Origin of the sequence: Pseudomonas sp. NPDC088414 (genome assembly GCF_044753325.1) — a bacterium.
GTDB lineage: Bacteria > Pseudomonadota > Gammaproteobacteria > Pseudomonadales > Pseudomonadaceae > Aquipseudomonas.
The window spans coordinates 22,200-46,734 of the sequence record NZ_JBIVMY010000043.1 but is presented as its reverse complement, the minus strand read 5'-3'; the positions used below and the strand labels follow the sequence as shown (position 1 = coordinate 46,734).

Genomic DNA, 24,535 nt, shown 5'->3' with positions numbered 1-24,535 from the left:
TGGAACTGAACAAGTGGATCCGCCAGTACGTCGCCGACCAGGAAAACCCGAGCGCCGAAGTGCGTGGCCGTCGTCCGCTGCGCGCTGCGCAAGTGATCGTCAGCGACGTTGAAGGCGAGCCGGGCTGGTACCGCGTGAGCTTGAACGTGCGTCCGCACTTCAAGTACATGGGTGCCGATTTCACCCTGTCGCTGGTTGGCAAGCTGGACAAAGAGTAAGAGCGACTCATGGACGGATACGGCAGCCTGTTCGAGCGCCTCAACGGCGACGCGCAACTACGCAAGGGCAACAGCCTCGAGGCTTGTGCCATGGCGTCAGTGGCTGCCCATCTGGCCAAAATGCTCAGCACCCGGGCCGGCAGCGTGCAAACGCTGGCCGACTACGGGTTGCCCGATCTCAATGACATGCGTCTGAGCCTGCACGACTCCCTGAGTCAGGCCCGTCTGGCCATCGAAAACTTCATCGAAGCCTACGAGCCGCGCCTGAGCAACGTGCGTGTCATTTCCCTGCCGCGTGACCACGACCAGCTACGGCTGGCCTTCAGCATCGAAGGCCTGCTGGAAGTCGAGGGTTTCAAGCGTCAGGTCAGTTTTTCCGCGCGCCTGGATGGCAGCGGTCAAGTGAAGGTCACCTAAGGAGATTCCCGATGTCTGGCAAACCCGCAGCACGCGTATCCGACCCCACCGCTTGCCCACTTCCTGGCCACGGTACCAACCCGATCGCCGCCGGTTCCGGCGACGTGTTCTTCGACGGCCTCGCGGCCGCCCGCCAAGGCGATGCCTCGGCGTGTGGTGGTGCGTTGGTCGGCGATCTGGCGACCACGGTTTTGATCAATGGCAAACCGGCTGCGACCGTAGGTTCGGTTGGTTCTCACGGCAATAAAGTCACGGCAGGTTCCGGGACGGTGATTATCGGTAATTCGCACTCGCCGGCGCCGTTTGTGCCGCCTTTGCCGGTGGAGATCAAGTGGCCGTTTAACGAGCACTACGTCATCAATTGTCAGGACTCCGGGAAGCCATTGGCGGGAGTGGCATACAGTTTCAAAACAGCCTCGGGAAAAGTTATCAGTGGTGTCACGGGAGCCGACGGGAAGACGCAAAAAATCTCGTCCTCTGTAGCGGAGCCCTATGAGTTGATTATTGAACAGCAATCTGAAGTCGTGATTGGATAAAAGGATTTTGTTATGGCGGATATGAAAATAGCATCAAGTCTGACGCCGGCCAGTAACCAAACTGGTAAGTCCGCAGCTGTCCGTCAATTCAAAATCACAGATATACCTGATGCGATGGATAAGATGAAGTGGCCAGTTGCTGCGAAGCTGATGCGCCATTGGTTTGATGGCAAACCATGGCCAACTGCCGATGGTGCCATGAGTAAAGAGGTTAAAGACCATATTGCTCTTGCTGACATCGCCTACGTAAATGACACCATCGTAAAAATGGCTTGGTTGGAAAAGTTTGAGCCTGCGAAAACTGTCATTGAAGAGCTTAAATCTGCTTGGGATAATCCTGCAGGCCGCAATAATATAAGCAAGAAGATTAAAGATAAGTATCTTGGCTCGGCGCCGGGTGTCTATCCTTTTAAGTTTGCTAGCGCTAGGAAGGTTGAAGAGTTTGGATATAGTAATAATCGAGCAGTTAAGTTCGGTTTAATAGAGAAGACGGATGAACTGCGAGCTGCGCTGGCAAACTTTAATGTCCGCGTATTTCCAGAAGGGAAGCTGGTTATTTCCGTAGACAGCATTCAACTGTTTGTGGAACGAATTGGGTTTTACGCTGAGGACGCCTATGACTTCAATGACGCACCGGATGACAATTTCAGTCAGCCATTGGGGTTCTGGAACTTCGATGGTATAGCCAACCCGGCTTATGCGGCCACTGCAAATGCCGGTGCGGCGCAGATGAAGTCAGACATCGCTTCAAACCCCTATATCAGTGCAGAAGACTCTCAGGCGATGTTTCGGGAAATAGAAAGCTCGCGTTATTTCTATATTACGAATTCTCATTTTGTAAAATATCGAACGGAATTTAAAAAAGGCGGTGATTTCCAGGTTTTGTCTGATATCAAATATCAGAATGTTCCCATGACAGTTATTAATGTTTGGAATAAATGATGCGCATTTTTTGCTCATGTACAATCTCTGTCGAAGTGGGTGTGGCAAAAAAATGACTACGCTTAGAAAGAAATGGCTAGTGCCTATCAGTTTGCTCTTGGTATTGATTGCATTGCTCGTTTATTGCGTAAATGCAATGCTAGGGTATCCTGCAAGTACAACTACAGCTAGCCCCTCGGGCCGCTACACAATTGAGAATGTGCGTGTCGGCAGGATCTTTATGCTTGGCGGTATGGCGTATTTAAGAGTTATCGACTCAAAAGAGCCAGGGAAGGTATATCGAACCCCGTTGTATGATACGCAGTCGTTGGATATGCGCACATTCGAAGATGATGCTGAGGTTGGAATTACTTGGATCGCCTTCGAAAAGAAAGATAAGGCTTTTATAATTTCCATGCCGCAATGGGAAGAAAACTGGCTGAATATTTTCATCAGTAATACACCTTACGAGATTCTGGAAAATTGATAGCAGTATGAACAGCTACGTTCGTCTCGCCCTATGCCTATTAATCCACGCCCTCGGATGCGTGGCTTATGCATTTTTGAATGACGCGGTTGTGCATGCTTACAGGCTTTTTAACGGCGGATTTACCTCCCATGGTGTCGCCATCGGCATTGCGAGTTACGCACTGTTTTACATTTTTCTGGGCGTCAACCTGATCGTTGCGCTGATTCCAGGTCTGGTCGCCAAGCTGGCCATCCTTTTTCTGATGGTGGGCTTCATCCTGCTTTGGATGCTACCCGACAACCCGTTAAGAGCCCTGTTTTACGGCGTAGCTCAAGGCTGCGTCACGTTGCTGGCGATCCTCACCACTCAAGTCATCGAGTTGCGTTGGGCTTTGCGAAACATCGCAGGTCGCATTCAGCCAAGTCAGCCTGCAGGTGCAATCCAATGACCAGGTCGGACATCCAGCGTAATCCGCAGGACAGTTATTCCATGAGTTCCACTACCAGGCAGGTAACCCGTGTCCTTTAACCACTACTACCAAAGCGAACTCACCGCACTGCGCCAACTCGGTCGCCGTTTCGCCGAGCGTAGTCCGGCGTTGGCGCCGTTCCTGGGCCAGGCCGGGCGGGATCCGGATGTGGAGCGGTTGCTGGAAGGTTTTGCGTTCCTCACCGGGCGGCTGCGGCAGAAGCTCGATGACGAGCTGCCGGAGCTCAGCCACTCGCTGATGCAACTGCTGTGGCCGAACTACATGCGTCCGCTGCCGGCGTTCAGCATTCTGCAGTTTGATCCGCTGAAGCGTTCCGGGCCGGCGCTGGTGGTCGAGCGCGATACGCCGATCGAAAGCAAACCGATCGAAGACGTGCGTTGCCGCTTCCGCACCTGCTACCCGACCGAAGTATTGCCGCTGGATCTGGCCGCGCTGAACTACTCGGTGAAGGGCGATGGCTCGCTGCTCAGCCTGCGTCTGGAAATGAGCGCCGACGGCCACCTCGGTGAGCTGGAGCTGAGCAAACTGCGCCTGCACTTTGCCGGCGAGCGCTACATCAGCCAGATGCTGTACCTGAGTCTGCTGCGCAACCTGGAAGGCATCGAACTGATCCCGCTCGACGGCGCCGGCAAGCCGATCGATGGCGTGGCGGGCAAGCCGATGGCGTTCAAGATTCCGGGTGACCGGGTCAAGCCGGTGGGCTTTGCCGAAGAAGAAGCGTTGATCCCGTATCCGCTGAACACCTTCCGTGGCTACCGCTATCTGCAGGAATACTTCGCCTTCCAGGACAAGTTCCTGTTCGTCGACGTCAACGGTCTGGACATCCTCAAGGCGCTGCCGGAAGACACCCTCAAGCAGATGCGCGGCCTGGAGCTGCGTTTCGATATCCGCAAGAGCGGGATCATGCGCATGCGGCCGACCCTGGATAACGTGAAGCTGTTCTGCACGCCGATTGCCAACCTGTTCGCCCACGATGCGCTGCCGATCCGCCTCGACGGCAAACAGGATGAATACCTGCTGCTGCCAGCGGAATACGATCTGGAAAACTGCGGCGTGTTTTCGGTGGAAACCGTCACCGGCTGGAAGCCCGGCGGCCTCGGTTATCAGGAGTACGTGCCGTTCGAATCCTTCGAGCATGACCCGAGTTTCGACGTGCCCAACAGCCGTCCGCATTACAGCATCCGCCAGCGTTCGTCGTTGCTGCATGACGGCCTCGACACCTACCTGAGCTTCGGCATCCGCCACACCGAAGCCCACGAAACCCTGTCGATCGAGCTGATATGCACCAACCAGAACCTGCCGCGCAAGCTCAAGCTCGGCGACATCTGCATGGCCTGCGAAGAGACCCCGGAGTTCCTCAGTTTCCGCAACATCACCCCGGCCACGTCGAGCTTTGCGCCGCCGCTGAACCGTGACTTCCTGTGGAAGCTGATCAGCAACATGTCGCTCAACTATCTGTCGCTGGCCGACGTCAACGCGTTGAAGGTGATTCTCGAAACCTACGACCTGCCGCGCTACTACGACCAGCACGCGGAGAAGGTCAGCAAGCGCCTGCTCGGCGGCCTCAAGCACATCAAGCACCACCACGTCGACCGGCTGCACCGTGGCTTGCCGGTACGCGGTCTGCGCACCGAACTGACCATCGACCCGGAAGGGTATATCGGCGAAGGCGACCTGTTCGTTTTCGCTTCGGTTCTCAACGAGTTTTTCGCGCTTTACGCCAGTCTCAATTCGTACCACGAGCTGCGGGTAAAAAGCACACAGGGAGAGGTGTACCAATGGACACCACGTATGGGCCTGCAGCCCCTGCTTTAAGCGGGCTGACCAAGGTAATACGCGAGTACTCGCTGTTTCAGGCCGTGCTGCTGGTGATCGACCGGCTGCGCGAGGCACACCCGTACCTGAGCGAAGACGATCTGTACGATCAGGTGGAGTTTCAGGCCAACCCGAGCCTGGGCTTTCCGCGCAGCGACGTCGATCGCGTGGAGTTTTTCGAAGAGCACGGGCAGATGCGCGCGCGCATGCGTTTCAACCTGATCGGGCTGGTCGGCTCCGGTTCGCCGCTGCCGGCGTTCTACGGCGAGCAGGCTCTGGGCGACAGCGAGGACGGCAACCCGACGCGCAATTTCCTCGACCTGTTCCACCATCGCCTGCAACGGCTGATGCTGCCGATCTGGCGCAAGTACCGCTATCGCGCCAGCTTCCAGAGCGGCGCGATCGACCCGTTCTCGTCGCAGCTGTTCGCGCTGATCGGTCTGGGTGGCGACGAGATCCGCAAGGCCAAGGAGCTGAACTGGAAGCGCCTGCTGCCGTACCTCGGGTTGCTCAGCTTGCGGGCGCACTCGGCGGCGCTGATCGAAGCCGTACTGCGTTACTACTTCAAGCACGAAGACCTGGTCATCGAGCAGTGCATCGAGCGCCGCGTGGAGATCCTTGAGGAGCAGCGCAACCGCCTCGGTCGCGCCAACAGCCTGCTCGGTGAAGACCTGGTGCTGGGCGAGCAGGTGCGCGACCGCAGCGGCAAATTCCGCATTCACATCACCGAACTCGACTGGGAGCGATTCCACGAATTCCTGCCAATCGGTTTCGGTTACCAGCCGCTGTGCGCGCTGGTGCGGTTCACCTTGCGTGACCCGCTCGATTACGACATTCGCCTGGTGCTGCGCCCGGAAGAAATCCGCGAACTGCGCATTGGTGAGAAGAACGACTGTCGCCTGGGGTGGACCAGTTGGCTGGGCTGCGAAAAAGCAGACGGCGTGGTCACCCTGGGCAGCAAAATTCATTAAGGACGTGAGCCATGATCAACGTAGACCTGCAACAACTCATCCAGGCGCTGGACGCCGAAACCCGTCGTGATCTGGAGCGTTCGGCCGAACGTTGCGTGGCCCGTGGCGGCAGCAAGATCCTCGTCGAAGACTTGCTGCTGGGCCTGCTGGAGCGTCCGAACGGTTTGCTCTCGCGTGCGTTGCAGGATGCCGATGTCGATGCCGGTGAACTGAGCGCCGCGCTGCAATCTCGCGTTGAACACAGCGCCTCGCGCAACCCGGTGTTCGCCCCGGAACTGGTGCAGTGGCTGCAAGACGCGCTGCTGGTGGCCAACCTCGAACTGGGCCAGACCCAGGTCGAAGACGCTGCGCTGATCCTCGCGCTGCTGCGCAACCCGATGCGCTACGCCGGCAGCCGTTATCAGCCGCTGCTCGCCAAGTTGAACATTGATCGCCTGAAGGAATTTGCCCTGTCGCAACAGGAGCAACCGGCGGCCAACGGCAAGCCTGCCGCTCAAGGCGAATCGCTGCTGCAGCGTTTCACCCACAACCTGACCCAACAGGCGCGCGACGGCAAACTCGACCCGGTGCTGTGCCGCGATGGCGCGATCCGGCAGATGGTCGACATCCTCGCGCGTCGCCGCAAGAACAACCCGATCGTGGTCGGTGAGGCCGGCGTCGGTAAAACCGCCATCGTCGAAGGCCTGGCCTCGCGCATCGCGGCCGGTGAAGTGCCGCAGGTGCTCAAGGGCGTCGAGCTGCTGTCGCTGGACATGGGCCTGCTGCAGGCCGGCGCCAGCGTCAAAGGTGAATTCGAGCGTCGCCTCAAAGGCGTGATCGACGAAGTCAAAGCCTCGCCGAAACCGATCATCCTGTTTATCGACGAAGCCCACACCCTGATCGGCGCGGGCGGCAACGCCGGCGGTTCCGACGCGGCCAACCTGCTGAAACCGGCGCTGGCCCGTGGCGAACTGCGCACCATCGCCGCCACCACTTGGGCCGAGTACAAGAAATACTTCGAGAAAGACCCGGCGCTGGCCCGTCGTTTCCAGCCGGTGCAGTTGCACGAGCCGACCGTCAGTGAAGCGGTGACCATCCTGCGTGGTCTGGCGCAGGTCTACGAGAAGAGCCACGGCATCTACCTGCGCGATGACGCGGTGGTCTCCGCCGCTGAGTTGTCCGCCCGCTATCTGGCTGGCCGCCAACTGCCGGACAAAGCCGTCGACGTGCTCGACACCGCGTGTGCCCGCGTGCGCATCAGCCTCGCCGCTGCCCCGGAAAGCCTCGAACGCCTGCGTGGTGAATTGGCCGAAGGTGGCCGTCAGCGTCAGGCCCTGCGTCGCGATGCCGAGGCCGGTCTGTTGATCGACCACGAAGCATTGGACGCACTGGAAGCGCGGCTGGACGAAGCCGAAAGCGAAATGGTCGCCCTGGAAAGCCTGTGGACCGAGCAGAAGCAACTGGCCGAGCGCCTGCTGGAACTGCGTCAGCAACTGGCCAAGGCCCGCGAAGCCGCCGCCGTCGAGCCGACCGTCAGCGTTGAAGAAGACGCCGAAGGTACGGTGATCGAAACCATCGCCGCCGAGGTCGAGGAAGGCCAGAGCGTCGAAGCGCTGGAAGCCGAACTGCACCAGACCCACAGCGCCCTGACCGCGGCTCAAGTCAAAGAACGTCTGGTCAGCTTCGAAGTCTGCCCGCGTCTGGTGGCCGAAGTGATCAGCGCCTGGACCGGCGTGCCGCTGGCGCAACTGGCCCGCGAGCACAACGCCAAGGTCGCCAGTTTCGCCACTGACCTGCGCACGCGCATCCGTGGTCAGGAACAAGCCGTGCACGCTCTGGATCGCTCGATGCGCGCCACTGCCGCCGGCCTGAACAAGCCTGACGCACCGGTCGGCGTGTTCCTGCTGGTCGGCCCGAGCGGCGTCGGCAAGACCGAAACCGCGCTGGCCCTGGCTGACCTGCTGTACGGCGGCGACCGTTTCATCACCACCATCAACATGTCCGAATTCCAGGAGAAGCACACCGTCTCGCGTCTGATCGGTGCGCCACCGGGCTACGTCGGTTACGGCGAGGGCGGCATGCTCACCGAAGCGGTGCGGCAGAAGCCGTACTCGGTGGTGCTGCTCGATGAAGTCGAAAAGGCTGATCCGGACGTGCTCAACCTGTTCTACCAAATCTTCGACAAAGGCGTGGCCAACGACGGCGAAGGTCGCGAGATCGACTTCCGCAACACCTTGATCCTGATGACCTCGAACCTCGGTAGCGACAAGATCAGCGACCTCTGCGAAAACGGCGCTCGCCCGACCGCCGAGCTGCTGGAAGAAACCATTCGCCCGGTGCTGAGCAAGCACTTCAAACCGGCGCTGCTGGCGCGGATGAAAGTGGTGCCGTACTACCCGGTGGGCGGCCCGGTACTGCGCGAGCTGATCGAGATCAAACTCGGTCGTCTGGGCGAGCGCCTGAACCGTCGTCAGCTGGATTTCAGCTGGTGCCAGAACCTCGTCGATCATCTGTCCGAGCGTTGCACGCAAAGCGAAAGCGGCGCGCGCCTGATCGACCATCTGCTCGATCAGCACGTGCTGCCGCTGGTAGCTGACCGCCTGCTCGATGCGATGGCCACCGGTGAAAGCCTCAAGCGTGTGCATGCCACGCTCGATGGCAACGCCAGCGTGACGTGCGAGTTCGCCTGAGGTGGGTGTGATGTTCACTCAAGTGCCGCAGCCACTGGTCTATGCCGAAGCGTTGCTGGCGCAGTTCGCCAGCCTGTCGCGCGCGGCGGACGGTGCTGCGCTGCTGAGTGACTTCGTGCGTGGCCTGGCCGAGCTGAGCGGTTGCGAACTGGCGCAGTTGTACCTGCTCGACGCTACCCATACCTGTCTGGGGATGAACGCCGAATGCCTCGACGGCGCGCTGCAACCGCGCGCCGCCACCAGCCTGCCGGCGGACTACAACGGCGAGCAACTGCTGCAGTTTGCCCTGTGTCAGAACCGTGTGGTCTGCCTCGACGATCTGGGCGCCAGCCTGCACGAGACCAGCTTTTTGCCGGCCACCGCTGGTGCCTGGCAATCGCTGCTGTGCGTGCCACTGGTCAATCAGCAGAAGGCGGTTGAAGGCCTGCTGCTGTGCGCCAGTCGCCGTCACGTCGACCTGCAGGGTTTTGCCGATTCGCTCGGTCAGCTCGGCTCGTTCGTGCTCGGTCAACTGCACTTGCTGCAGCGTCTGCGCCAGCCGCCGGCCGAATCGGTCACGGTGGCGCGCAGCGTGCCGAGCATCAACGGCTATGGCCTGATCGGCAAAAGTGCGGCGATGCGTCAGACCCATTCGTTGATCAGCAAAGTCCTGCACAGCCCTTACACCGTGCTGTTGCGCGGCGAAACCGGTACCGGCAAGGAAGTCGTGGCCCGGGCGATTCACGATTGCGGCCCGCGTCGCTCTCAGGCGTTCATCGTGCAGAACTGCGCGGCCGTCCCGGAGAACCTGCTGGAAAGCGAGCTGTTCGGCTATCGCAAAGGTGCCTTCACCGGTGCCGATCGCGACCGCGCGGGGCTGTTCGATGCGGCCAATGGCGGCACGCTGTTGCTCGACGAGATCGGCGACATGCCGCTGTCACTGCAAGCGAAGATATTGCGCGTGTTGCAGGAGGGCGAGATTCGCCCGCTGGGTTCCAACGACACGCACAAAATCGACGTGCGCATCATCGCCGCGACCCATCGCGATCTGTCGACGCTGGTCAGCGAAGGCAAATTCCGTGAGGACCTGTATTACCGCCTCGCGCAATTCCCGATCGAGCTGCCGGCCCTGCGCCAGCGCGAAGGCGACATTCTGGAACTGGCTCTGCACTTCGCCGAGAAGACCTGCGCGTATTTGCAGCGCGACCCGGTGCGCTGGTCGAGCGCGGCGCTGGAACACCTGTCCGGTTACACCTTCCCCGGCAACGTGCGCGAACTCAAGGCGCTGGTCGAACGCGCGGTGCTGTTGTGCGAGGGCGGCGAGTTGCTCGCCGAGCATTTCTCCCTGCGCATGGAGCCGATGCCCGAAGACCACAGCGGCCTGAATCTGCGCGAGCGTCTGGAAAAAGTCGAACGCACATTGTTGCTCGACTGCCTGCGCAAGAACGACGGCAACCAGACCCTCGCTGCCCGCGAACTGGGCCTGCCACGCCGCACCCTGCTGTACCGCCTCGGGCGGTTGAATATCAACCTGGGTGACTTCGATGGTTGATCTGCAGAAGTGTCCTGAATCGGAATATTCCCCTGTGGCGAGGGAGCTTGCTCCCGCTCGGCTGCGCAGCAGTCGTAACCCGCTGAACCCGGTTTCCCTGAGGCACCGCAGTGTCTGGTTTTGGGGCTGCTGCGCACCCCGGCGGGAGCAAGCTCCCTCGCCACAGATTGCGCACTGGCCACAGGAGGTGCGTTCACCTCGATGGTCTGGCTCAAGGCCCCGATGTAGAGCCTTCGAGACCACCCAAAGAATTAATTTCAGCGCCGCCCGCAAGGGTCGGCGCTTTGTGCTTTGTCTACCCCTGGAGACCCTCTGATGTCTGTTCGTCACTGGCACGCTGTCCTGCTGACCCTCGTCGTTCTATGCGGCCTTGGCGGCTGTAGCGGCAATTACAAATTCAACGACAACGACTATCGCCCGTTGGGTGATCCGCAAGCGGTCAATCGCGGCAAGTGACCGCAAGGAGCATCAAACATGGAACTGGTTTTCGAAATGCTGAACACCAAGCAGTTCGTGCCCACCGAGTTGTGCCAGAAGACCTTCAAACAGGCCGGCGGCGTGATCGGGCGTGGCGAGGACTGCGACTGGATCATTCCTGACCGCAAGCGTCATCTGTCCAATCACCACGCGATTGTCAGCTACCGCGAAGGCACGTTTTTCCTCACCGACACCAGTAGCAACGGCGTCCAGGACGGCGGCAGCGGCGCACGCCTGCACAAGGGCGAGCCGGTGCGCATCGAGCACGGCAGCACCTACGTGCTCGGCGACTTCGAGATTCGTGCGCGGCTGGTGCGTGACCCGGCGACCTTCGACGGTGAAGTCGGCCGTCCGCGTGCTGCCGGTAGCATCATTCCGGACGACGCGTTCCTCGACCTCGATCCGCTGAACGCGATTGAACAGCAAGAGCGCGTCTACTCGGAAATCGACGAACTGTTGGCCCCGACCGCCAAGCCCGAGGATTCCCGTCAGCGCGCCGACTATGCGCGCATCGACATGGAAAGCCTGATGGTGCCCGAACTCGTCGCCCCGGTTGAGCCCGAGCCTGCTCCGGCCCCGAAGGTCGTCGAGCGTCAGAGCGAAGGGTTCTGGGAGCATTTCGGCGCGGCACTGGGTGTGGATGTCAAAGGTCTGGATCACGACGCCCGCGAAGCCTTGGCGCTGAATGCCGCGCGTCTGCTGCGGCAGAGCATCGGCGGTTTGCAGCAGAGCCTGCGCACCCGTTCGGAGCTGAAAAACGAACTGCGTCTGGCTCAGACCACCGTGCAAGGCACCAACAAGAACCCGCTGAAATTCGCCGTCGATCCGAGCGAAGCGCTGGAGATTCTGTTGCAGCCGCACAAGCCCGGTCATTTGCCGGCCGAGCAGGCGATCTCCCGTGCGTTCCGCGATCTGCAGGCGCACCAGGTGGCCTTGCTCACCGCCAGTCGCGCCGCCGTGCGCGGTACGTTGGAGCACTTCTCGCCGGAACAGCTGACCCTGCGTTTCGAGCGCGACAACAAACCGTTGATCGCCACCTCGGGCGGCCGCTGGAGAGCGTTCGGCCGGTACCACCAGGCCCTGCGTCAGGACGATGACTGGAGCGAGCGTTTGCTGGCCCGCGACTTCGCCCAGGCCTACGAAGAACAGATCCGCCTGATCTCCACCCTCCACACCGACCACCAAGGATGATGCGCATGTCTCGCCGCTCGACCGCTTTTTTCAAGACGCTGACTGCGCTCACCGTGCTGGTGCTGCTCGCCGGTTGCTCGTCGCTGTCGCCGTACTCGAAAGTGACCAAGATCAATCTGAAGCTGACCGGCAGCGATCAGCTCAACCCGGACCTCAACGGCCGTCCTTCGCCGATCGTCGTGCGCCTGTTCGAACTCAAGCACCCGGTGACCTTCGAGAACGCTGATTTCTTCAGCCTCTACGAGCGCGCCAAGGAATCCCTCAACCCGGATCTGGTGGCCAGCGAAGAACTCGAACTGCGCCCGGGTGAAACCGTGGAAATGAAGCTCAGCGTGGAGGAGGGCAGCCGCTACGTTGGCGTCCTCGCTGCGTACCGCGATCTGCCGGAAACCAAGTGGCGCTACACCGTTCAGGTCACTCCGCTGGAGCTGACCGAGGCCGATCTGACCCTGGATCAGGCCGGTATCCGCAACACCCATGAAGCGCTCGCCAAGGCGGATGACTGAACATGAATACCCATAAAGTCATTTGGCAGGAAGGCATGTTGCTGCGGCCGCAGCACTTCCAGCACAACGATCGCTATTACGATCACCAGATGAAAACCCGCACCCAGTTGTTGGGTGGCTACACCTGGGGTTTCCTCAATCTGGAGATCGACCTGCAGTTCCTCAACATGGGCAAACTGGTGATCAGTGCCGCCTCGGGGATCCTGCCGGACGGCAGCCTGTTCGAACTCGGCGGCAACACCGAGCCGCTGGCACTGGACGTGCCGCCGAACACCGGCAACACGCCGATTTACCTGGCGCTGCCGCTGGTCACCGGTAACCACATCGAAGCACGCCGCCCGGAGCAGTCCGACGTGCTCGCGCGTTACACCGCGTACGACGCCGAAGTGGCCGACTCCAACGCCGGCGATGATTCCGCCAGCCAGGTCAGCTGTGGTCGCCCGGATTTCAAACTGTTGCTCGGCGAGCAGCAGAGCGATCAGGCCTACGTAAAGCTGAAGATCTGCGACGTGCTCGACACCACGCCGGACGGCGTGATCAGCCTCGACCCGGATTTCGTGCCGACCTACATCCAGGCCCATGCGTCCAGCTATCTGCTGTCGTGCCTCAAAGAAGTCATCAGCATGCTCAACCACCGTGGCGACACGATTGCCGAGCGGATTCGCTCCAACGGCAAGGTCGGTGGCGCGGAGGTCGGCGACTTCATGATGCTGCAACTGATCAACCGTACCGAACTGCTGCTGCGCCACTACCTCGGTCTGGAGCAGGTGCACCCGGAAGAGTTGTACCGCACGCTGCTGACCATGCTCGGTGATCTGGCGACCTTCTCCAGTGACAGCAAACGCCCGCGTCTGGACAGCCGCTATTCCCACGCCGATCAGGGCGCGAGCTTCCGCAAACTGATGGAAGCGATTCGTCAGGTGCTGTCGATGGTGCTCGAACAGCACGCCATCGAACTGATCCTGCAAGCGCGTCAGTACGGGATCATCGTGTCGCCGTTGCACGACCACAAACTGCTCGGCTCGGCATCGTTCGTGCTGGCGGCGAGTGCCAACTGCGACTCCGAAGAACTGCGCCACCGCTTGCCGGCGCACCTCAAGGTCGGCCCGGTGGAGCGCATCCGCCAACTGGTCAACCTGCACTTGCCGGGGATCAAGGTCAAACCGTTGCCGGTGGCCCCGCGGCAGATCGCGTTCCACTCGAACAAAACCTACTTCATCCTCGAACTCAGTTCCGAAGACCTGGCGCAACTCGAGCGCTCCGGCGGCTTCGCGTTCCACGTGTCCGGCGAATTCGCCGAGCTTGAACTGAAATTCTGGGCCATCAGGAACTGACCGACATGATCAAGGAAACGGATTACAACCAGGACGACAAAACCGTCCTGCTCGATCGTCAGGGCCACGGACCGGCAGCCAGTCCGCTGACCGACTTCGCCGCGCCGCCGCGCTTCGAGCAACTGGAAGAACGGATGATCTACGCCGCGCGCCTGCGCCCGGCGGAGGCGTTCAACATCAGCCTCAATTCGCTGGTGGCGGCGTCGTCCGAACTGCTCTCGGAAGTGGTGCGCCTCAAGCACAGTGAAACCCGCGAAGACCTCTACGCGCTCAACGAGCGCCTGACCGCCGGGCTCAAGCTGTTTGAAGTGCGCGCGTTGCACAACGGCGCCGAAAGCAGCCAGGTGATGGCCGCGCGTTACGTGCTCTGCACCGTGGTCGACGAAGCTGTGGTGACCACGCCGTGGGGCAACGAAAGCGAGTGGTCGCAGATGAGCCTGCTCAGCAGCTTCCACAACGAGACGTTCGGTGGCGAGAAGTTCTTCCAGCTGCTCGATCGGCTGTCGAAGAACCCGGTCAAACACCTGCCGATGCTTGAGCTGATGTACCTGTGCCTGTCCCTCGGTTTCGAGGGCAAGTACCGCGTGCAGGCGCGTGGCATGCTTGAGCTTGAAGGCATCCGCGACGCCCTGTACCGGCAGATCCGTCAGTTGCGTGGCGACGTGCCGCGCGAGTTGTCGCCGCATTGGGAAGGCCTCAACGATCAGCGCCGCAACCTGGTGCGCATCGTGCCGGCGTGGATGGTGGTGCTGTTCACGTTGGTCTGCCTGGTGGTCATGTATTCGGGCTTCGCCTGGGTCCTGGGCGAGCAGCGCGACACCGTTCTGCAACCTTATCAGCCGCTTGATCCGGCCGCGGTTCAACCGCAGTCGCAGCCGTAACAGGGACGTGTGATGAAAAAGTTTTTCAAGAAAGTCGGCGCCTTCCTGCGCCAGACCTGGGTCTGGACCTTGCTGCTGGTGCTGTTCGTGGCGCTGCTGGTGTGGTTCGTCGGCCCGTTGTTGGCGGTGGATGACTACAAGTTCTGGGAAAGCGCGACCTCGCGTCTGCTGACCATCGCCGTGCTGTTCCTGATCTGGGGCCTGACCATGGTCTTCGTCAGCTGGCGCGCGGGCATCCGCAAGAAAGCCGTCGAAGAAACCGAAGATGGCCAGGATCGCATCCGTCGTGACGAGCTGATCGAAGAAGAGCAGAAAGAGTTGAAGGCGCGCTTCAAGGACGCGCTGAAAACCCTGAAGACTTCGAGCCTGTATCGCGGCCGCAGCGAACGCTGGCGCAATGACTTGCCGTGGTACCTGCTGATCGGTCCGCAGGCTTCCGGCAAGACCAGCCTGCTGGACTTCTCCGGGCTGGAATTCCCGATCAACAAGATCGACCGCAAGCTGACCCGCGACACCCTCGGCACCCGTCATTGCGACTGGTACTTCGCCGACCACGGTGTGCTGATCGACACCGCCGGGCGCTACACCACGCAGCCGGACGCGGAAGTCGACGGCAGTGCCTGGACCACCTTGCTCGAACTGCTGCGCAAGCGTCGTCGCGGGCGTCCGTTGAACGGGGTGCTGGTGACCATTCCGGTGGAATCCCTGATCGGTGGCAGCGAGCAGGACATCGACACCCTGGCGCGCCAGGTGCGCGGTCGTCTGCAAGACGTCTATCAGAAACTGCACGTCGACGTGCCGGTGTATCTGGTACTGAGCAAGGCCGACAAGCTGCTCGGTTTCGACGAGTTCTTCGATCAACTGACCCGCGAAGAAAGCGATCAGGTGCTGGGCACCAGTTTCCGCAAGGATCAGATCGGCACCGACGTGGCTGTGCTGCGCGGCGAGTTCGAAGAGCTGCTGCGGCGCCTGAACAATCAGGTGATCATGCGCATGCACTCCGAGCGCGATACCCAGCGCCGTGGCCGCATCCTCGACTTCCCGCATCAACTGGGGCAAATCGGCGAGCGCCTGTGCCTGTTCGTCGACATGGCGTTCACCGGCAATCGCTACCAGCGTGCGTCGCTGCTGCGGGGTTTCTACCTGACCAGTGCGCCGCACCTGACCCAGGAAATGGACGCAACTACCGCCGGCATCGGCGCCAGCCTCGGCATGAGTGCCGGCGTGCTGCCGACCCTGCGCAGCGGCCGTTCGCGCTTCATCCATCATCTGTTCAGCCGGGTGATTTTTCCGGAGTCGGATCTGGCCGGCCTCGACAAGCGCGAGCGCAGCCGCATCCATTGGGGCCAGCGGGCGTTGTACGTCGGCGCACTGGCGGCACTGGCGCTGTTCGGCATGCTCTGGGCCGGAGGTTTCTCGGCCAACTACGAGCGTCTGGAAAACCTGCGCACGCTGGCGCAGAACTGGACTCAGCAGCGTTCGGCGCTGACCCCGCGTGATGACGCGATGGGCGTGCTGAAGACCCTCGACACCAGCTACGCTGCGACTCAGGTGTTCCCGAAGAAGGGCGACGTCTCGTACCACGAGCGTGGCGGTCTGTATCAGGGCGAAGACGTCAATCCGGTGGTCAGGCAAGCCTACGAGCATGAGCTCGAAGCGCAATTGCTGCCACGGGTCGCGACGATGCTCGAAGGGCAGATCCGCGCCAACATGAAGGACCGCGACAAGCTGCTCAACAGCCTGCGTGCGTACCTGATGCTGAACATGAAAGACCGTCGTGACGCGGCGTGGCTCAAGGACTGGGTCGCCACTGACTGGTCGCAGCGCTACACCGGCAACACCGCGGTGCAGAACGGCCTGAACACTCACCTTGAGCGCCTGCTGAAGCAGCCGTTCATCTACCCACTGAACGATCAACTGGTGACTCAGGCACGTCAGGTGCTGCGCGCCGAATCGCTGGCCACCGTGGTCTACCGCATGCTCCGTGAGCAGGCGCGCAACCTGCCGGAATACCGTTTCAGCCAACACCTCGGCCCGCAGGGCTCGCTGTTCATCGGCACCGAATACGTGATCCCGGGCTTCTACACCCAGCAGGGTTATCAGCAGTATTTCTCGGTGCAGGGTTCGGCGCTGGTCACCGACATCCTGCGTGACAACTGGGTGCTGGGCGAGGGCGCGGGTATCAGCGACATGGACTTGCGTCGCCTGATGGTCGAGCTGGAACAGCTGTACTTCCGCGACTACGCCAACTACTGGAGCGAAGCCGTCGGCCAGGTGGCCTTGCCGCCGATCAGCGACGCCGGTGAAGGCGCCGAGCAACTGGCGGGCCTGACTTCGGCCAACTCGCCGGTGCTGGCGTTGCTCACTGAAGTGCGCGAGAACACGCGCTTCCCGGCGGCTGCCGATCCGGTGGATGAAGCCGGTGATGCTGCCGATGCACTGGCAGGGCAGAAGGGCAAACTGGGCAAGGTCGGCAAACTGGCGTCTGCCGTGGCGGACAAGGCTTCGGCGATGGCCGTGGCGAAAAGCCTGCCGGACACCGCGAAGAAGTCGCTGCAACGCCGCTTCGAGCCGCTGCATCGTTTGCTCGATGACAACAACGGCCCGGCCGCTGACCTGACCCCGGCCATCAGCGCGCTCAACGACCTGCAACTGCAACTGTCCGGTCTGGCCCGTTCCAGCACGCCGGAACAAGCCGCGTTCGAAATGGCGAAAACCCGCATGAGCGGCCAGCGTGATGCGCTGACCAACCTGCGTGCGGCCTCGGGTCGCCTGCCGCGTCCGCTGAGCGTGTGGTTCAACGTGCTGGCCGAAGACTCGTGGCGCCTGGTGCTCAACGACGCTTACCAATACCTGAACGGCCGTTATCAGAACGAGCTGTACAGCGTGTATGGCAAAACCATCAGCAAGCGTTATCCGTTCAGCGCCAGCAGCACCAGCGATGTGGCGATCAGCGATTTCCGCGAGTTCTTCCGCGCTCAAGGCACCGTCGACCGCTTCTTCGACAGCTACATGCGTCCGTTCGTCAGCGGTGATCCGGGCAACTACCGGATGCGCAGCGTCGACGGTCACAGCCTGCCGGTATCGAAGATGTATCTCGACCAGATGGCCGCAGCCCTGACGATTCGTCAGAGCTTCTTCTCGATCAACCCGGCCGAGCCGACCGTGCAGTTCAAACTGGAGCCGTACACCCTCGATCCGGCCGTCAGCCGTTCCGAGTTCAAGTTCGGCGACAAGACCATGGAGTACCGCCACGGTCCGATCCTTCCGATGACGTTCAAGTGGCCGACCGATGCTGAAGACGGTCGCACCAGCTTGGTGATGGACAAGATGGCCGGGCGCCCGATCGGCATCGAGAAGAACTCCGGCCCATGGTCGCTGTTCCGTCTGTTCGATTTGATGCAGACCGAGTACTTGACCGGTCGCGACGTGCTGGTGCTGAAAGCCGACGTGGGTGGCCTGCGCGCCAACTACCTGCTGACCAGCCAGCGCACGCCGAACCCGTTCGACATGGGCGTGCTGCGCACCTTCCGTATGCCGGTGCAGCTCTGATGCTGGTGGCCAGTCCCTGGCGCAGCGCGGCGCGTACCGACCCGGGCAAGGTGCGGGCGCGCAACGAAGATGCCTTCCTCGACTCGCCACAGCAGGGGCTGTGGGTGGTCGCGGACGGCATGGGCGGTCATCAGGGTGGCGACATCGCCAGCCAGTTGATCGTCGCCAGCCTGGCTGAACTGCCGCAACACGAGGACTTCGACGAACGCCTCAAAGCCATCCGCCAGTGCCTGCACTGGCTGAACCGGCGCTTGGGGCAGGAGTTGACGGTCACCGCCGGGCGTCACGACAGCATCATGGGCAGCACCGTCGTGGCGCTGCTGGTGGAAGGTAATCGTGCGGCCTGCATCTGGGCCGGCGACAGCCGTTGCTATATGTGGCGCGGGCAGCGGCTGTATCAGCTGTCCAAGGACCATTCGCTGCAACAGCAATTGATCGACGAGCAACAGATGAGCGTCGAACAGGCGGCAGCGCACCCGGCGGCTCAGGCGTTGACCCGCGCCGTCGGCGCCGCCGAACAGCTGACCCTGGATGTCCTCGAACTCGAGGTCTATCCGGGCGATGCGTTTTTGCTGTGCAGCGATGGTTTGTATCAGGGCCTGAGCAGCGATGCCCTCGGCAACGCCCTCAGCCTCAGCGCGCCGCATGTGGCGCTGGACCGTCTGTTCGACGGCGCCCTGCGTGGCGCCGCCCGGGACAACCTGACTGCCGTGGTGATCCGCCAATGACTGAAATCGAATCCTCAGTCGATGACTTACTAATGAGCGAAGAGCAGGCCAGCAACCTGACCTACTTCGCCTTCGCCAAGGCAAACAACGCCGAGCCGTTGCTGGCGCCGACCAAGGCCAGCATCGGTGCATTGCCGGACGTACTCGCCGGCCGCTATCACCTCGAGCGTCTGCTCGGGGCCGGCGGCATGGGCGCCGTTTACCGGGCGCGGGATCTGCTGCACGAGCAGTTCGGCGATCCCGACCCTTACATTGCGCTGAAAATCCTCAGCGAAGAATTTGCCGAATCGCCGGACGCCAGTGCCTTGCTCTACAGCGAGTTCGCCCTGACCCGACGCCTGCGCCACGACAACGTCGTGCGTGCACATACTTTTGAAGTCGACACCGACTGCCAGCGGGCCTTCATCACCATGGAATACATGCGTGGCCTGACCCTGGACAAATTGCTCTGCGAGCGGCCTCTCGGCCTGCCGTGGAAAGAAACGCGCGACATTGCGCTGCCGCTGCTCGATACGCTGGCCTACGCCCACCGTCGCGGCGTGCTGCACGGTGACATGAAACCGAGCAACGTCATGCTCAGCGAAGACGGCTTGCGCCTGTTCGACTTCGGTCTCGGCCAAGCAGACGAGGGCGTGTTGCCCGGCCTGCCGCACCTGAGCCGCGAGCGCTTCAACGCCTGGACCCCGGGCTACGCCGCCCCCGAACTGCTTGAGGGCCAACCGTTGTCGGCCAGCGCGGACGTGTACGGCGTGGCTTGCGTGATCTATGAACTGGCGAGCGGCAAACACCCGTTCCGCCGCTTGCCCTCGACCCAGGCCCGCGACGAGCACCTGGAGCGCGAACTGCAAGCCCCGGCGAACTTACCGAAACACGGCTGGCCAGCGCTGCGAACCGCGCTGAGCTTCAACGCGGCAGAACGCACCATCACTGCCGACCAATTGCGTGACGCCTTGGGCGCCACTTCGTCCTGGCTGCAACGGTTGCGACTTCGGGCGTAACGGACGACATTCGAACAGGGAGCGCTTTATGTTCAACCCAGCTAACGAAACCCACTTCAGCCTCAAGGTCGAAGACTACGTGGGCGACCTGCAAGTGCTGTCGTTCACCGGCACCGAAGGCATCAGCCAGCCGTTTCGTTTCGACCTCGAACTGGTCAGCGAAAACCCCGACCTGGACCTGGAAAAGCTCCTGCACAAGCAGGCGTTTCTCGCATTCGATCCACAGGGCTCGGGCATTCACGGCCAGATCTACCGCGTCGCTCAGGGCGATGCCGGCAAGCGCCTGACCCGCTACAAGGTGTCGCTGGTGCCGCAACTGCAATACCTGCATCACCGCACCAACCAGCGCATCTACCAGCAGATGTCGGCGCCGAAAATCATCGCGCTGATCCTCGACGAACACGGGATCAAGGGCAACGCCTACAGCTTCCAGCTGAGCCAGCCGTGCCCGGATCGCGACTACTGCGTGCAGTACGACGAAACCGATCTGCACTTTGTTCAGCGCCTGTGCGAAGAGGAGGGTATTCACTACCACTTCCAGCACAGCGAAAAGGCTCACCTGCTGGTGTTCGGCGACGACCAGACCGTGTTCCCCGATCTCGGCCAGCCGACCGCCTACATACAGGGCAGCGGCATGGTCGCCGAAGAGCCGGTGATCAAAGGCTTCAAACTGCGTCTGGAAACCCGCACCAGCCGCACCACGCGCCGCGATTACGACTTCGAAAAACCGCGCCTGCAGATGGAAGCGGCTTACAAGCCGGATGGCGAAAGCACTGAACCGGATCTCGAAGACTACGACTACCCGGGCCGCTTCATCGACCGTGCGCGCGGCAAGTTCCTCAGCCAGCGCGCCCTCGAACGCCACCGCGCCGACTACCGTCAGGCCGAAGGTCGTGGCGACCAGACCAAACTGGTCAGCGGCCACTTCATGGCCCTGTCCGACCACCCGCGCAGCGAGTGGAACGACCTGTGGCTGCTCACCGAAATCTTCCACGAAGGCAAACAGCCGCAAGTCCTCGAAGAAGGCGTGACCAGCGACACCACCGACAACAAGGACGACTTCCACCAGGGCTACCGCAACACCTTCCTCGCTACCCCGTGGGACGTGTTCTACCGCCCGGCCCTCGAACACCCGAAACCGCGCGTGCTCGGCAGCCAGACCGCCATGGTCACCGGCCCCAAAGGCGAAGAAATCCACTGCGACCAATACGGCCGCATCAAAGTCCAGTTCCACTGGGACCGCGAAGGCCTGGCCGACGACAAAACCAGCTGCTGGCTACGCGTCTCCAGCTCTTGGGCCGGCGACCGCTACGGCGCGATCAGCATTCCGCGCATCGGCATGGAAGTCCTCGTCACCTTCCTCGAAGGCGACCCCGACCACCCCCTCGTCACCGGCTGCCTGTACCACAAGGAAAACCCGGTGCCGTACGCCCTGCCGGCAAACAAAACCCGCAGCGTGTTCAAAACCCTCAGCTCCCCGGGCGGCGGCGGTTACAACGAGCTGCGCATCGAAGACAAAAAAGGCGCGGAGCAGATCTACATCCACGCCCAGCGCGATTGGGATGAAAACATCGAGCACGACCAGAAAATCCGCGTCGGCAATGAACGCCACGACACCGTGGTGAAGAACACCTACACCGAGCTGAAGGCTGAAGAACACCGCACCACGATCTCCGACCGCAAGATTGAGGCGAAGCTGGATGATCACCTGACGGTTGGGCAGAACCAGCATGTGAAGCTGGGCACGGCGCAGCTCACCAGTGTGGGGAAAGAGATTCACCTCAAGGCTGGGGACAAGATTGTTATTGAGGCGGGGACAGAGCTGACCATTCTTGGGGGTGGGAGCTTTATCAAGCTCGATGGTGGTGGTGTGACCGTGGTTGGGCCGGTGGTGAAGATTAATGCCGGTGGGTCGCCGGGGAGTGGGACTGGCATCGGGATTAAGCCGCCGGTGCTGCCGGGGGCGGCGGATAAGGATAAGGCGGGGAGTTTGATGGATCAGGCGTTGGGGAATGCGTCTGAGGAAAAAATCAAACGCAAGCCGAAGCGGATGCTCAATTTTTCCGGGTAAGACATTGACGGCAATCCAAGCCACCAGGGATCAGAATTCAGGTAATTGGTAATGACAGAGACAACCAGCAAGAAAGTAGAAAAATGGTCGTATCCATTAAAAGTTGGAGCGGCAGGGACGACGGATCCGCAGCAGTTCTACAAGGCCTTAGCCAAGGCCAAAGATGGTTTCTACCCGTTGGGTGCCAATGGTCTTTGGCATGGTGGTATTCATTTCGATGAAGCCTCGGGTTTAGTGCCGGACCTGGCAGAAGTCAAATGCATCGCTGACGGTGAAGTAGTCGCTTATCGCATTGATAGCACGTACCCGAAATCCGCCTACGGTACGGCTGAGGCCGAGTTTTCGACGGGTTTTGTTTTGGTTAAGCATCGTTTGGAAGTGCCGGTGCAACCTGCGACCCCAGCTCCTGCTGGATCGCCTGCTTCGCCGTCAGCACCTGGTCCAAGCCTGATTTTTTTCAGCCTTTACATGCATTTGTTGCAGTGGAAGAACTACGAGGAAACTCCGGCATTATCGCGACCGTCCTTTTGGGGAGGTGGTACGTTGCAAGTCAAAGCAACGGCCGACGACGAAATCCTCGGTTTGCGCGTTCGTCAGGAACCGCGTGGCAAGCCTGGGTACGCAACCGTGCTAACGGTTTTGAGTCGCGGTACGGTCGTCGAGACGGGGGAAGAGCAAAACGGTTGGCTCAAGGTGGTCAGCGTCACGCCGGCTAATACCAATCTCCAACCCGGAGCAGGCTGGGTTTTCAAGAGAGAAATGACGGCGGGCCCGACACCCAACACTTACGTCATTGGCGCCGCTGCAAAAGACCCGATGAACCCACCGCAGAAAGGTTTGGTTGTTCGCGCTTCTGCAAGTCGATCTGGCGCTGAAAAAGCCATTTTGCCCCACGGCACGCAAGTCAGAATCGGGAGCGATGGGACGCGTGGTAAGTACCAGAAACTGTTGGAGATTGTCAGCGGGAGTGCTATTCCTCCGCTGGCGCCTGCTGAGGTACTTGGGTATGTCTGGGAGGGGAACCTTGAAGCCAAAAGTGAGCCAGCCGAGAAGGACTCGGTACATGTTTTGGCGACTCCATTCCCGATTACGGCGGGGAGTCTGATCGGTCACGTAGGCAAATATCAAAACCATTCGGATTCGGCGCCCAAGAATCTGTTGCACGTTGAGGTGTTCAGCTGCGAGGACGTAAAGGCATTTACTGAACTGAGTAAAGAGAAAGCTGCGGGAATGCCTGCCGCTGGAAAAACGCTCGTAAAGATTCCAAAAGACAGTGTGTTGGTTACTCACACGCAAGGAATGAGCGCAACAAATCCTCCGAAAGTGACCGATCCCCACAAAAAGGTTGGCTATGACTTCTTTATCCCAGTCGGAGTATTGGAAGCGCTACCCGCGGAAAAAAAGATAAAAGTTCCTGTTGTGATGGGTGGAACCACTACCTATACGCTTTGGTGGCGTCTGGATGGGTTGCTGGGGGATGCCGAAGGGAATGAAATCAGCGGTTGGTTTGCAGAGCCGGATACTGCGTTGTCACGCCATTCACCATTTGAGTGGGAGGGTTTTAGTTTTATAGATGAGGCTGGGAGTAACGTAGATCATTTGGCCGCGTTTCTTCATGCGCAGGAAAGTCTTAGTGAGGAGGAGCAAGCTAACTATCAGCCTAATATCGGTAACGCCGAAGAAGGTTCTACAAAGCAAAATCTTTACAAAATTCTAGACAGAAACGGCGATAAAAAACTCACGCCTTCGGAAATAAAAGAGGCTTTGAGTAAACCATGGTTCGCTCAGCCGATTTCTCAGATGGTTACACGCTATGAAAACGAGTGGCAATTCAAACAAGAAAAATGGGATTCTCTGGATGAGTTAATGGGTCACACTGAAACAGAGCCACACAATGAATGGATTGAAGAAAAAGCAAGAATTAAGACGTTGAGTTGGTGGGACAAGCTTATCGGGCAGCATGGAATTACCAGTGATACAAATGTTCGGCATATTCACCCGATTGCACTTATTGGAAGTTTCACTGCTACACGTGATCTGATTACCTTGGAAATGCTTAGGGCCGCTAACCCAGCAGGGGCTGAATCACATCATTCGAGTATTTTGCCGTATCTCAATAAATATGCCGCGGCGTATAAGCTTGAGCAACCTAAAGCTATTGCGCATTTCCTTTCCCAAGTCGGCCATGAAAGTCAATTCAGGATTATTGAAGAGGGCTTGAATTATAGTGCCCGGCAAATGAAGAAGACCTATGGGTGCCGACGGCAAAACAATGTGAATGGCTATAATGAGCAAACGGATAGCTGCGATTTTGGTGTGTTGAGAAGCAAGCTTTGGTCAGAAACAAGTCATTACGCGATGAATGCTGAAAATCTTGCCAGTTACGTCTACGCGGATCGAATGGGTAATGGCAATGAGGCTAGTCGAGACGGTTATCGATATCGTGGCCGTGGAATGCTGCAGGTAACCGGAAAGTCCGAGTATCAACGGTTTACTAATGTGCATAATCAGCGAAATCCGTCGGATATTCAGGACTTCGTGGCCAATCCAGATCTCCTGATTTCCTCAACCGAGTACGGAGTTGAGTCTGCCTTCGTTTTTTGGTTTACCAAAACTGGGCAAGGAGGCACAAAATTGTGCGAAGTCGCCAAGACGGGGAGTGTGGTCGACGTCACACAAATGGTGAATGGCGGGCAAAACGGATATACGGACAGAAACAGTAGGTTTCAAGCACTCGCTGCACTTATGAACATTAACTAA

At 60.1% G+C, this 24,535-nt stretch carries 19 protein-coding genes and 1 pseudogene; all 20 read left to right on the top strand.

Annotated elements, in window-relative coordinates; translation table 11 throughout:
* A pseudogene (locus ACIP8I_RS25170) lies at nucleotides 1-218 on the top strand (type VI secretion system contractile sheath large subunit); the annotation flags it as partial.
* Between the two features lie 9 nt (nucleotides 219-227).
* On the top strand, nucleotides 228-635 hold the full coding sequence (tssE, locus tag ACIP8I_RS25165) for a type VI secretion system baseplate subunit TssE (RefSeq protein WP_007920274.1): 408 nt from the start codon (nucleotides 228-230) through the stop codon (nucleotides 633-635).
* 11 nt (nucleotides 636-646) lie between these two features.
* Complete coding sequence (locus ACIP8I_RS25160) at nucleotides 647-1,171, top strand: PAAR domain-containing protein (protein WP_258677326.1); 525 nt, start codon at nucleotides 647-649, stop codon at nucleotides 1,169-1,171.
* A 12-nt stretch (nucleotides 1,172-1,183) separates the two neighbouring features.
* Nucleotides 1,184-2,113 carry a DUF6402 family protein gene (locus tag ACIP8I_RS25155; RefSeq protein ID WP_400764598.1) on the top strand — a complete coding sequence of 310 codons (930 nt, stop codon included), beginning with the start codon at nucleotides 1,184-1,186 and terminating at the stop codon, nucleotides 2,111-2,113.
* A 79-nt stretch (nucleotides 2,114-2,192) separates the two neighbouring features.
* Nucleotides 2,193-2,579 carry a hypothetical protein gene (locus tag ACIP8I_RS25150; protein WP_258677323.1) on the top strand — a complete coding sequence of 129 codons (387 nt, stop codon included), beginning with the start codon at nucleotides 2,193-2,195 and terminating at the stop codon, nucleotides 2,577-2,579.
* Between the two features lie 7 nt (nucleotides 2,580-2,586).
* A complete protein-coding gene (locus ACIP8I_RS25145; protein ID WP_400764597.1) occupies nucleotides 2,587-3,009 on the top strand; it encodes a hypothetical protein in 423 nt (140 codons plus the stop codon).
* A gap of 69 nt (nucleotides 3,010-3,078) precedes the next feature.
* Nucleotides 3,079-4,866 (top strand): type VI secretion system baseplate subunit TssF, encoded by a 1,788-nt coding sequence (tssF, locus tag ACIP8I_RS25140; RefSeq protein WP_007962320.1) that lies wholly within the window; start codon nucleotides 3,079-3,081, stop codon nucleotides 4,864-4,866.
* Complete coding sequence (tssG, locus tag ACIP8I_RS25135) at nucleotides 4,830-5,837, top strand: type VI secretion system baseplate subunit TssG (RefSeq protein WP_027610384.1); 1,008 nt, start codon at nucleotides 4,830-4,832, stop codon at nucleotides 5,835-5,837. The genes tssF and tssG overlap by 37 nt, the downstream gene beginning before the upstream one ends.
* An 11-nt stretch (nucleotides 5,838-5,848) precedes the next feature.
* A complete protein-coding gene (gene tssH, locus ACIP8I_RS25130) occupies nucleotides 5,849-8,506 on the top strand; it encodes a type VI secretion system ATPase TssH (protein WP_247267169.1) in 2,658 nt (885 codons plus the stop codon).
* A 10-nt stretch (nucleotides 8,507-8,516) separates the two neighbouring features.
* Nucleotides 8,517-10,037, top strand: coding sequence for a sigma-54 interaction domain-containing protein (locus ACIP8I_RS25125; protein ID WP_400764596.1), 1,521 nt, complete (start codon nucleotides 8,517-8,519; stop codon nucleotides 10,035-10,037).
* Between the two features lie 315 nt (nucleotides 10,038-10,352).
* Nucleotides 10,353-10,493 (top strand): hypothetical protein, encoded by a 141-nt coding sequence (locus ACIP8I_RS25120; RefSeq protein WP_003229566.1) that lies wholly within the window; start codon nucleotides 10,353-10,355, stop codon nucleotides 10,491-10,493.
* 18 nt (nucleotides 10,494-10,511) lie between these two features.
* Nucleotides 10,512-11,705 (top strand): type VI secretion system-associated FHA domain protein TagH, encoded by a 1,194-nt coding sequence (tagH, locus tag ACIP8I_RS25115; RefSeq protein ID WP_108589158.1) that lies wholly within the window; start codon nucleotides 10,512-10,514, stop codon nucleotides 11,703-11,705.
* Nucleotides 11,706-11,710: 5 nt separating this feature from the next.
* Nucleotides 11,711-12,211 carry a type VI secretion system lipoprotein TssJ gene (gene tssJ, locus ACIP8I_RS25110; protein ID WP_007962325.1) on the top strand — a complete coding sequence of 167 codons (501 nt, stop codon included), beginning with the start codon at nucleotides 11,711-11,713 and terminating at the stop codon, nucleotides 12,209-12,211.
* Between the two features lie 2 nt (nucleotides 12,212-12,213).
* On the top strand, nucleotides 12,214-13,545 hold the full coding sequence (gene tssK, locus ACIP8I_RS25105) for a type VI secretion system baseplate subunit TssK (protein ID WP_007962327.1): 1,332 nt from the start codon (nucleotides 12,214-12,216) through the stop codon (nucleotides 13,543-13,545).
* A gap of 5 nt (nucleotides 13,546-13,550) precedes the next feature.
* On the top strand, nucleotides 13,551-14,426 hold the full coding sequence (icmH, locus tag ACIP8I_RS25100) for a type IVB secretion system protein IcmH/DotU (RefSeq protein WP_003229559.1): 876 nt from the start codon (nucleotides 13,551-13,553) through the stop codon (nucleotides 14,424-14,426).
* Between the two features lie 12 nt (nucleotides 14,427-14,438).
* Nucleotides 14,439-17,978, top strand: coding sequence for a type VI secretion system membrane subunit TssM (gene tssM / locus ACIP8I_RS25095; protein WP_400764594.1), 3,540 nt, complete (start codon nucleotides 14,439-14,441; stop codon nucleotides 17,976-17,978).
* Nucleotides 17,978-18,706 (top strand): PP2C family protein-serine/threonine phosphatase, encoded by a 729-nt coding sequence (locus tag ACIP8I_RS25090; RefSeq protein ID WP_400764592.1) that lies wholly within the window; start codon nucleotides 17,978-17,980, stop codon nucleotides 18,704-18,706. Before tssM ends, ACIP8I_RS25090 begins: the two co-directional genes overlap by 1 nt.
* Nucleotides 18,703-19,704 carry a serine/threonine-protein kinase gene (locus tag ACIP8I_RS25085; RefSeq protein ID WP_027610390.1) on the top strand — a complete coding sequence of 334 codons (1,002 nt, stop codon included), beginning with the start codon at nucleotides 18,703-18,705 and terminating at the stop codon, nucleotides 19,702-19,704. Before ACIP8I_RS25090 ends, ACIP8I_RS25085 begins: the two co-directional genes overlap by 4 nt.
* Nucleotides 19,705-19,732: 28 nt before the next feature.
* Nucleotides 19,733-21,775 carry a type VI secretion system tip protein VgrG gene (locus ACIP8I_RS25080; protein ID WP_400764591.1) on the top strand — a complete coding sequence of 681 codons (2,043 nt, stop codon included), beginning with the start codon at nucleotides 19,733-19,735 and terminating at the stop codon, nucleotides 21,773-21,775.
* Nucleotides 21,776-21,826: 51 nt separating this feature from the next.
* A complete protein-coding gene (locus ACIP8I_RS25075; protein ID WP_400764589.1) occupies nucleotides 21,827-24,535 on the top strand; it encodes a hypothetical protein in 2,709 nt (902 codons plus the stop codon).

Coding starts and splice junctions, on each gene's coding strand:
- tssE (WP_007920274.1), top strand. CDS start 228: ATGGACGGATACGGCAGCCTGTTCGAGCGCCTCAACGGCGACGCGCAA.
- ACIP8I_RS25160 (WP_258677326.1), top strand. CDS start 647: ATGTCTGGCAAACCCGCAGCACGCGTATCCGACCCCACCGCTTGCCCA.
- ACIP8I_RS25155 (WP_400764598.1), top strand. CDS start 1,184: ATGGCGGATATGAAAATAGCATCAAGTCTGACGCCGGCCAGTAACCAA.
- ACIP8I_RS25145 (WP_400764597.1), top strand. CDS start 2,587: ATGAACAGCTACGTTCGTCTCGCCCTATGCCTATTAATCCACGCCCTC.
- tssG (WP_027610384.1), top strand. CDS start 4,830: ATGGACACCACGTATGGGCCTGCAGCCCCTGCTTTAAGCGGGCTGACC.
- tssH (WP_247267169.1), top strand. CDS start 5,849: ATGATCAACGTAGACCTGCAACAACTCATCCAGGCGCTGGACGCCGAA.
- ACIP8I_RS25125 (WP_400764596.1), top strand. CDS start 8,517: ATGTTCACTCAAGTGCCGCAGCCACTGGTCTATGCCGAAGCGTTGCTG.
- ACIP8I_RS25120 (WP_003229566.1), top strand. CDS start 10,353: ATGTCTGTTCGTCACTGGCACGCTGTCCTGCTGACCCTCGTCGTTCTA.
- tagH (WP_108589158.1), top strand. CDS start 10,512: ATGGAACTGGTTTTCGAAATGCTGAACACCAAGCAGTTCGTGCCCACC.
- tssJ (WP_007962325.1), top strand. CDS start 11,711: ATGTCTCGCCGCTCGACCGCTTTTTTCAAGACGCTGACTGCGCTCACC.
- tssK (WP_007962327.1), top strand. CDS start 12,214: ATGAATACCCATAAAGTCATTTGGCAGGAAGGCATGTTGCTGCGGCCG.
- icmH (WP_003229559.1), top strand. CDS start 13,551: ATGATCAAGGAAACGGATTACAACCAGGACGACAAAACCGTCCTGCTC.
- tssM (WP_400764594.1), top strand. CDS start 14,439: ATGAAAAAGTTTTTCAAGAAAGTCGGCGCCTTCCTGCGCCAGACCTGG.
- ACIP8I_RS25090 (WP_400764592.1), top strand. CDS start 17,978: ATGCTGGTGGCCAGTCCCTGGCGCAGCGCGGCGCGTACCGACCCGGGC.
- ACIP8I_RS25085 (WP_027610390.1), top strand. CDS start 18,703: ATGACTGAAATCGAATCCTCAGTCGATGACTTACTAATGAGCGAAGAG.
- ACIP8I_RS25080 (WP_400764591.1), top strand. CDS start 19,733: ATGTTCAACCCAGCTAACGAAACCCACTTCAGCCTCAAGGTCGAAGAC.
- ACIP8I_RS25075 (WP_400764589.1), top strand. CDS start 21,827: ATGACAGAGACAACCAGCAAGAAAGTAGAAAAATGGTCGTATCCATTA.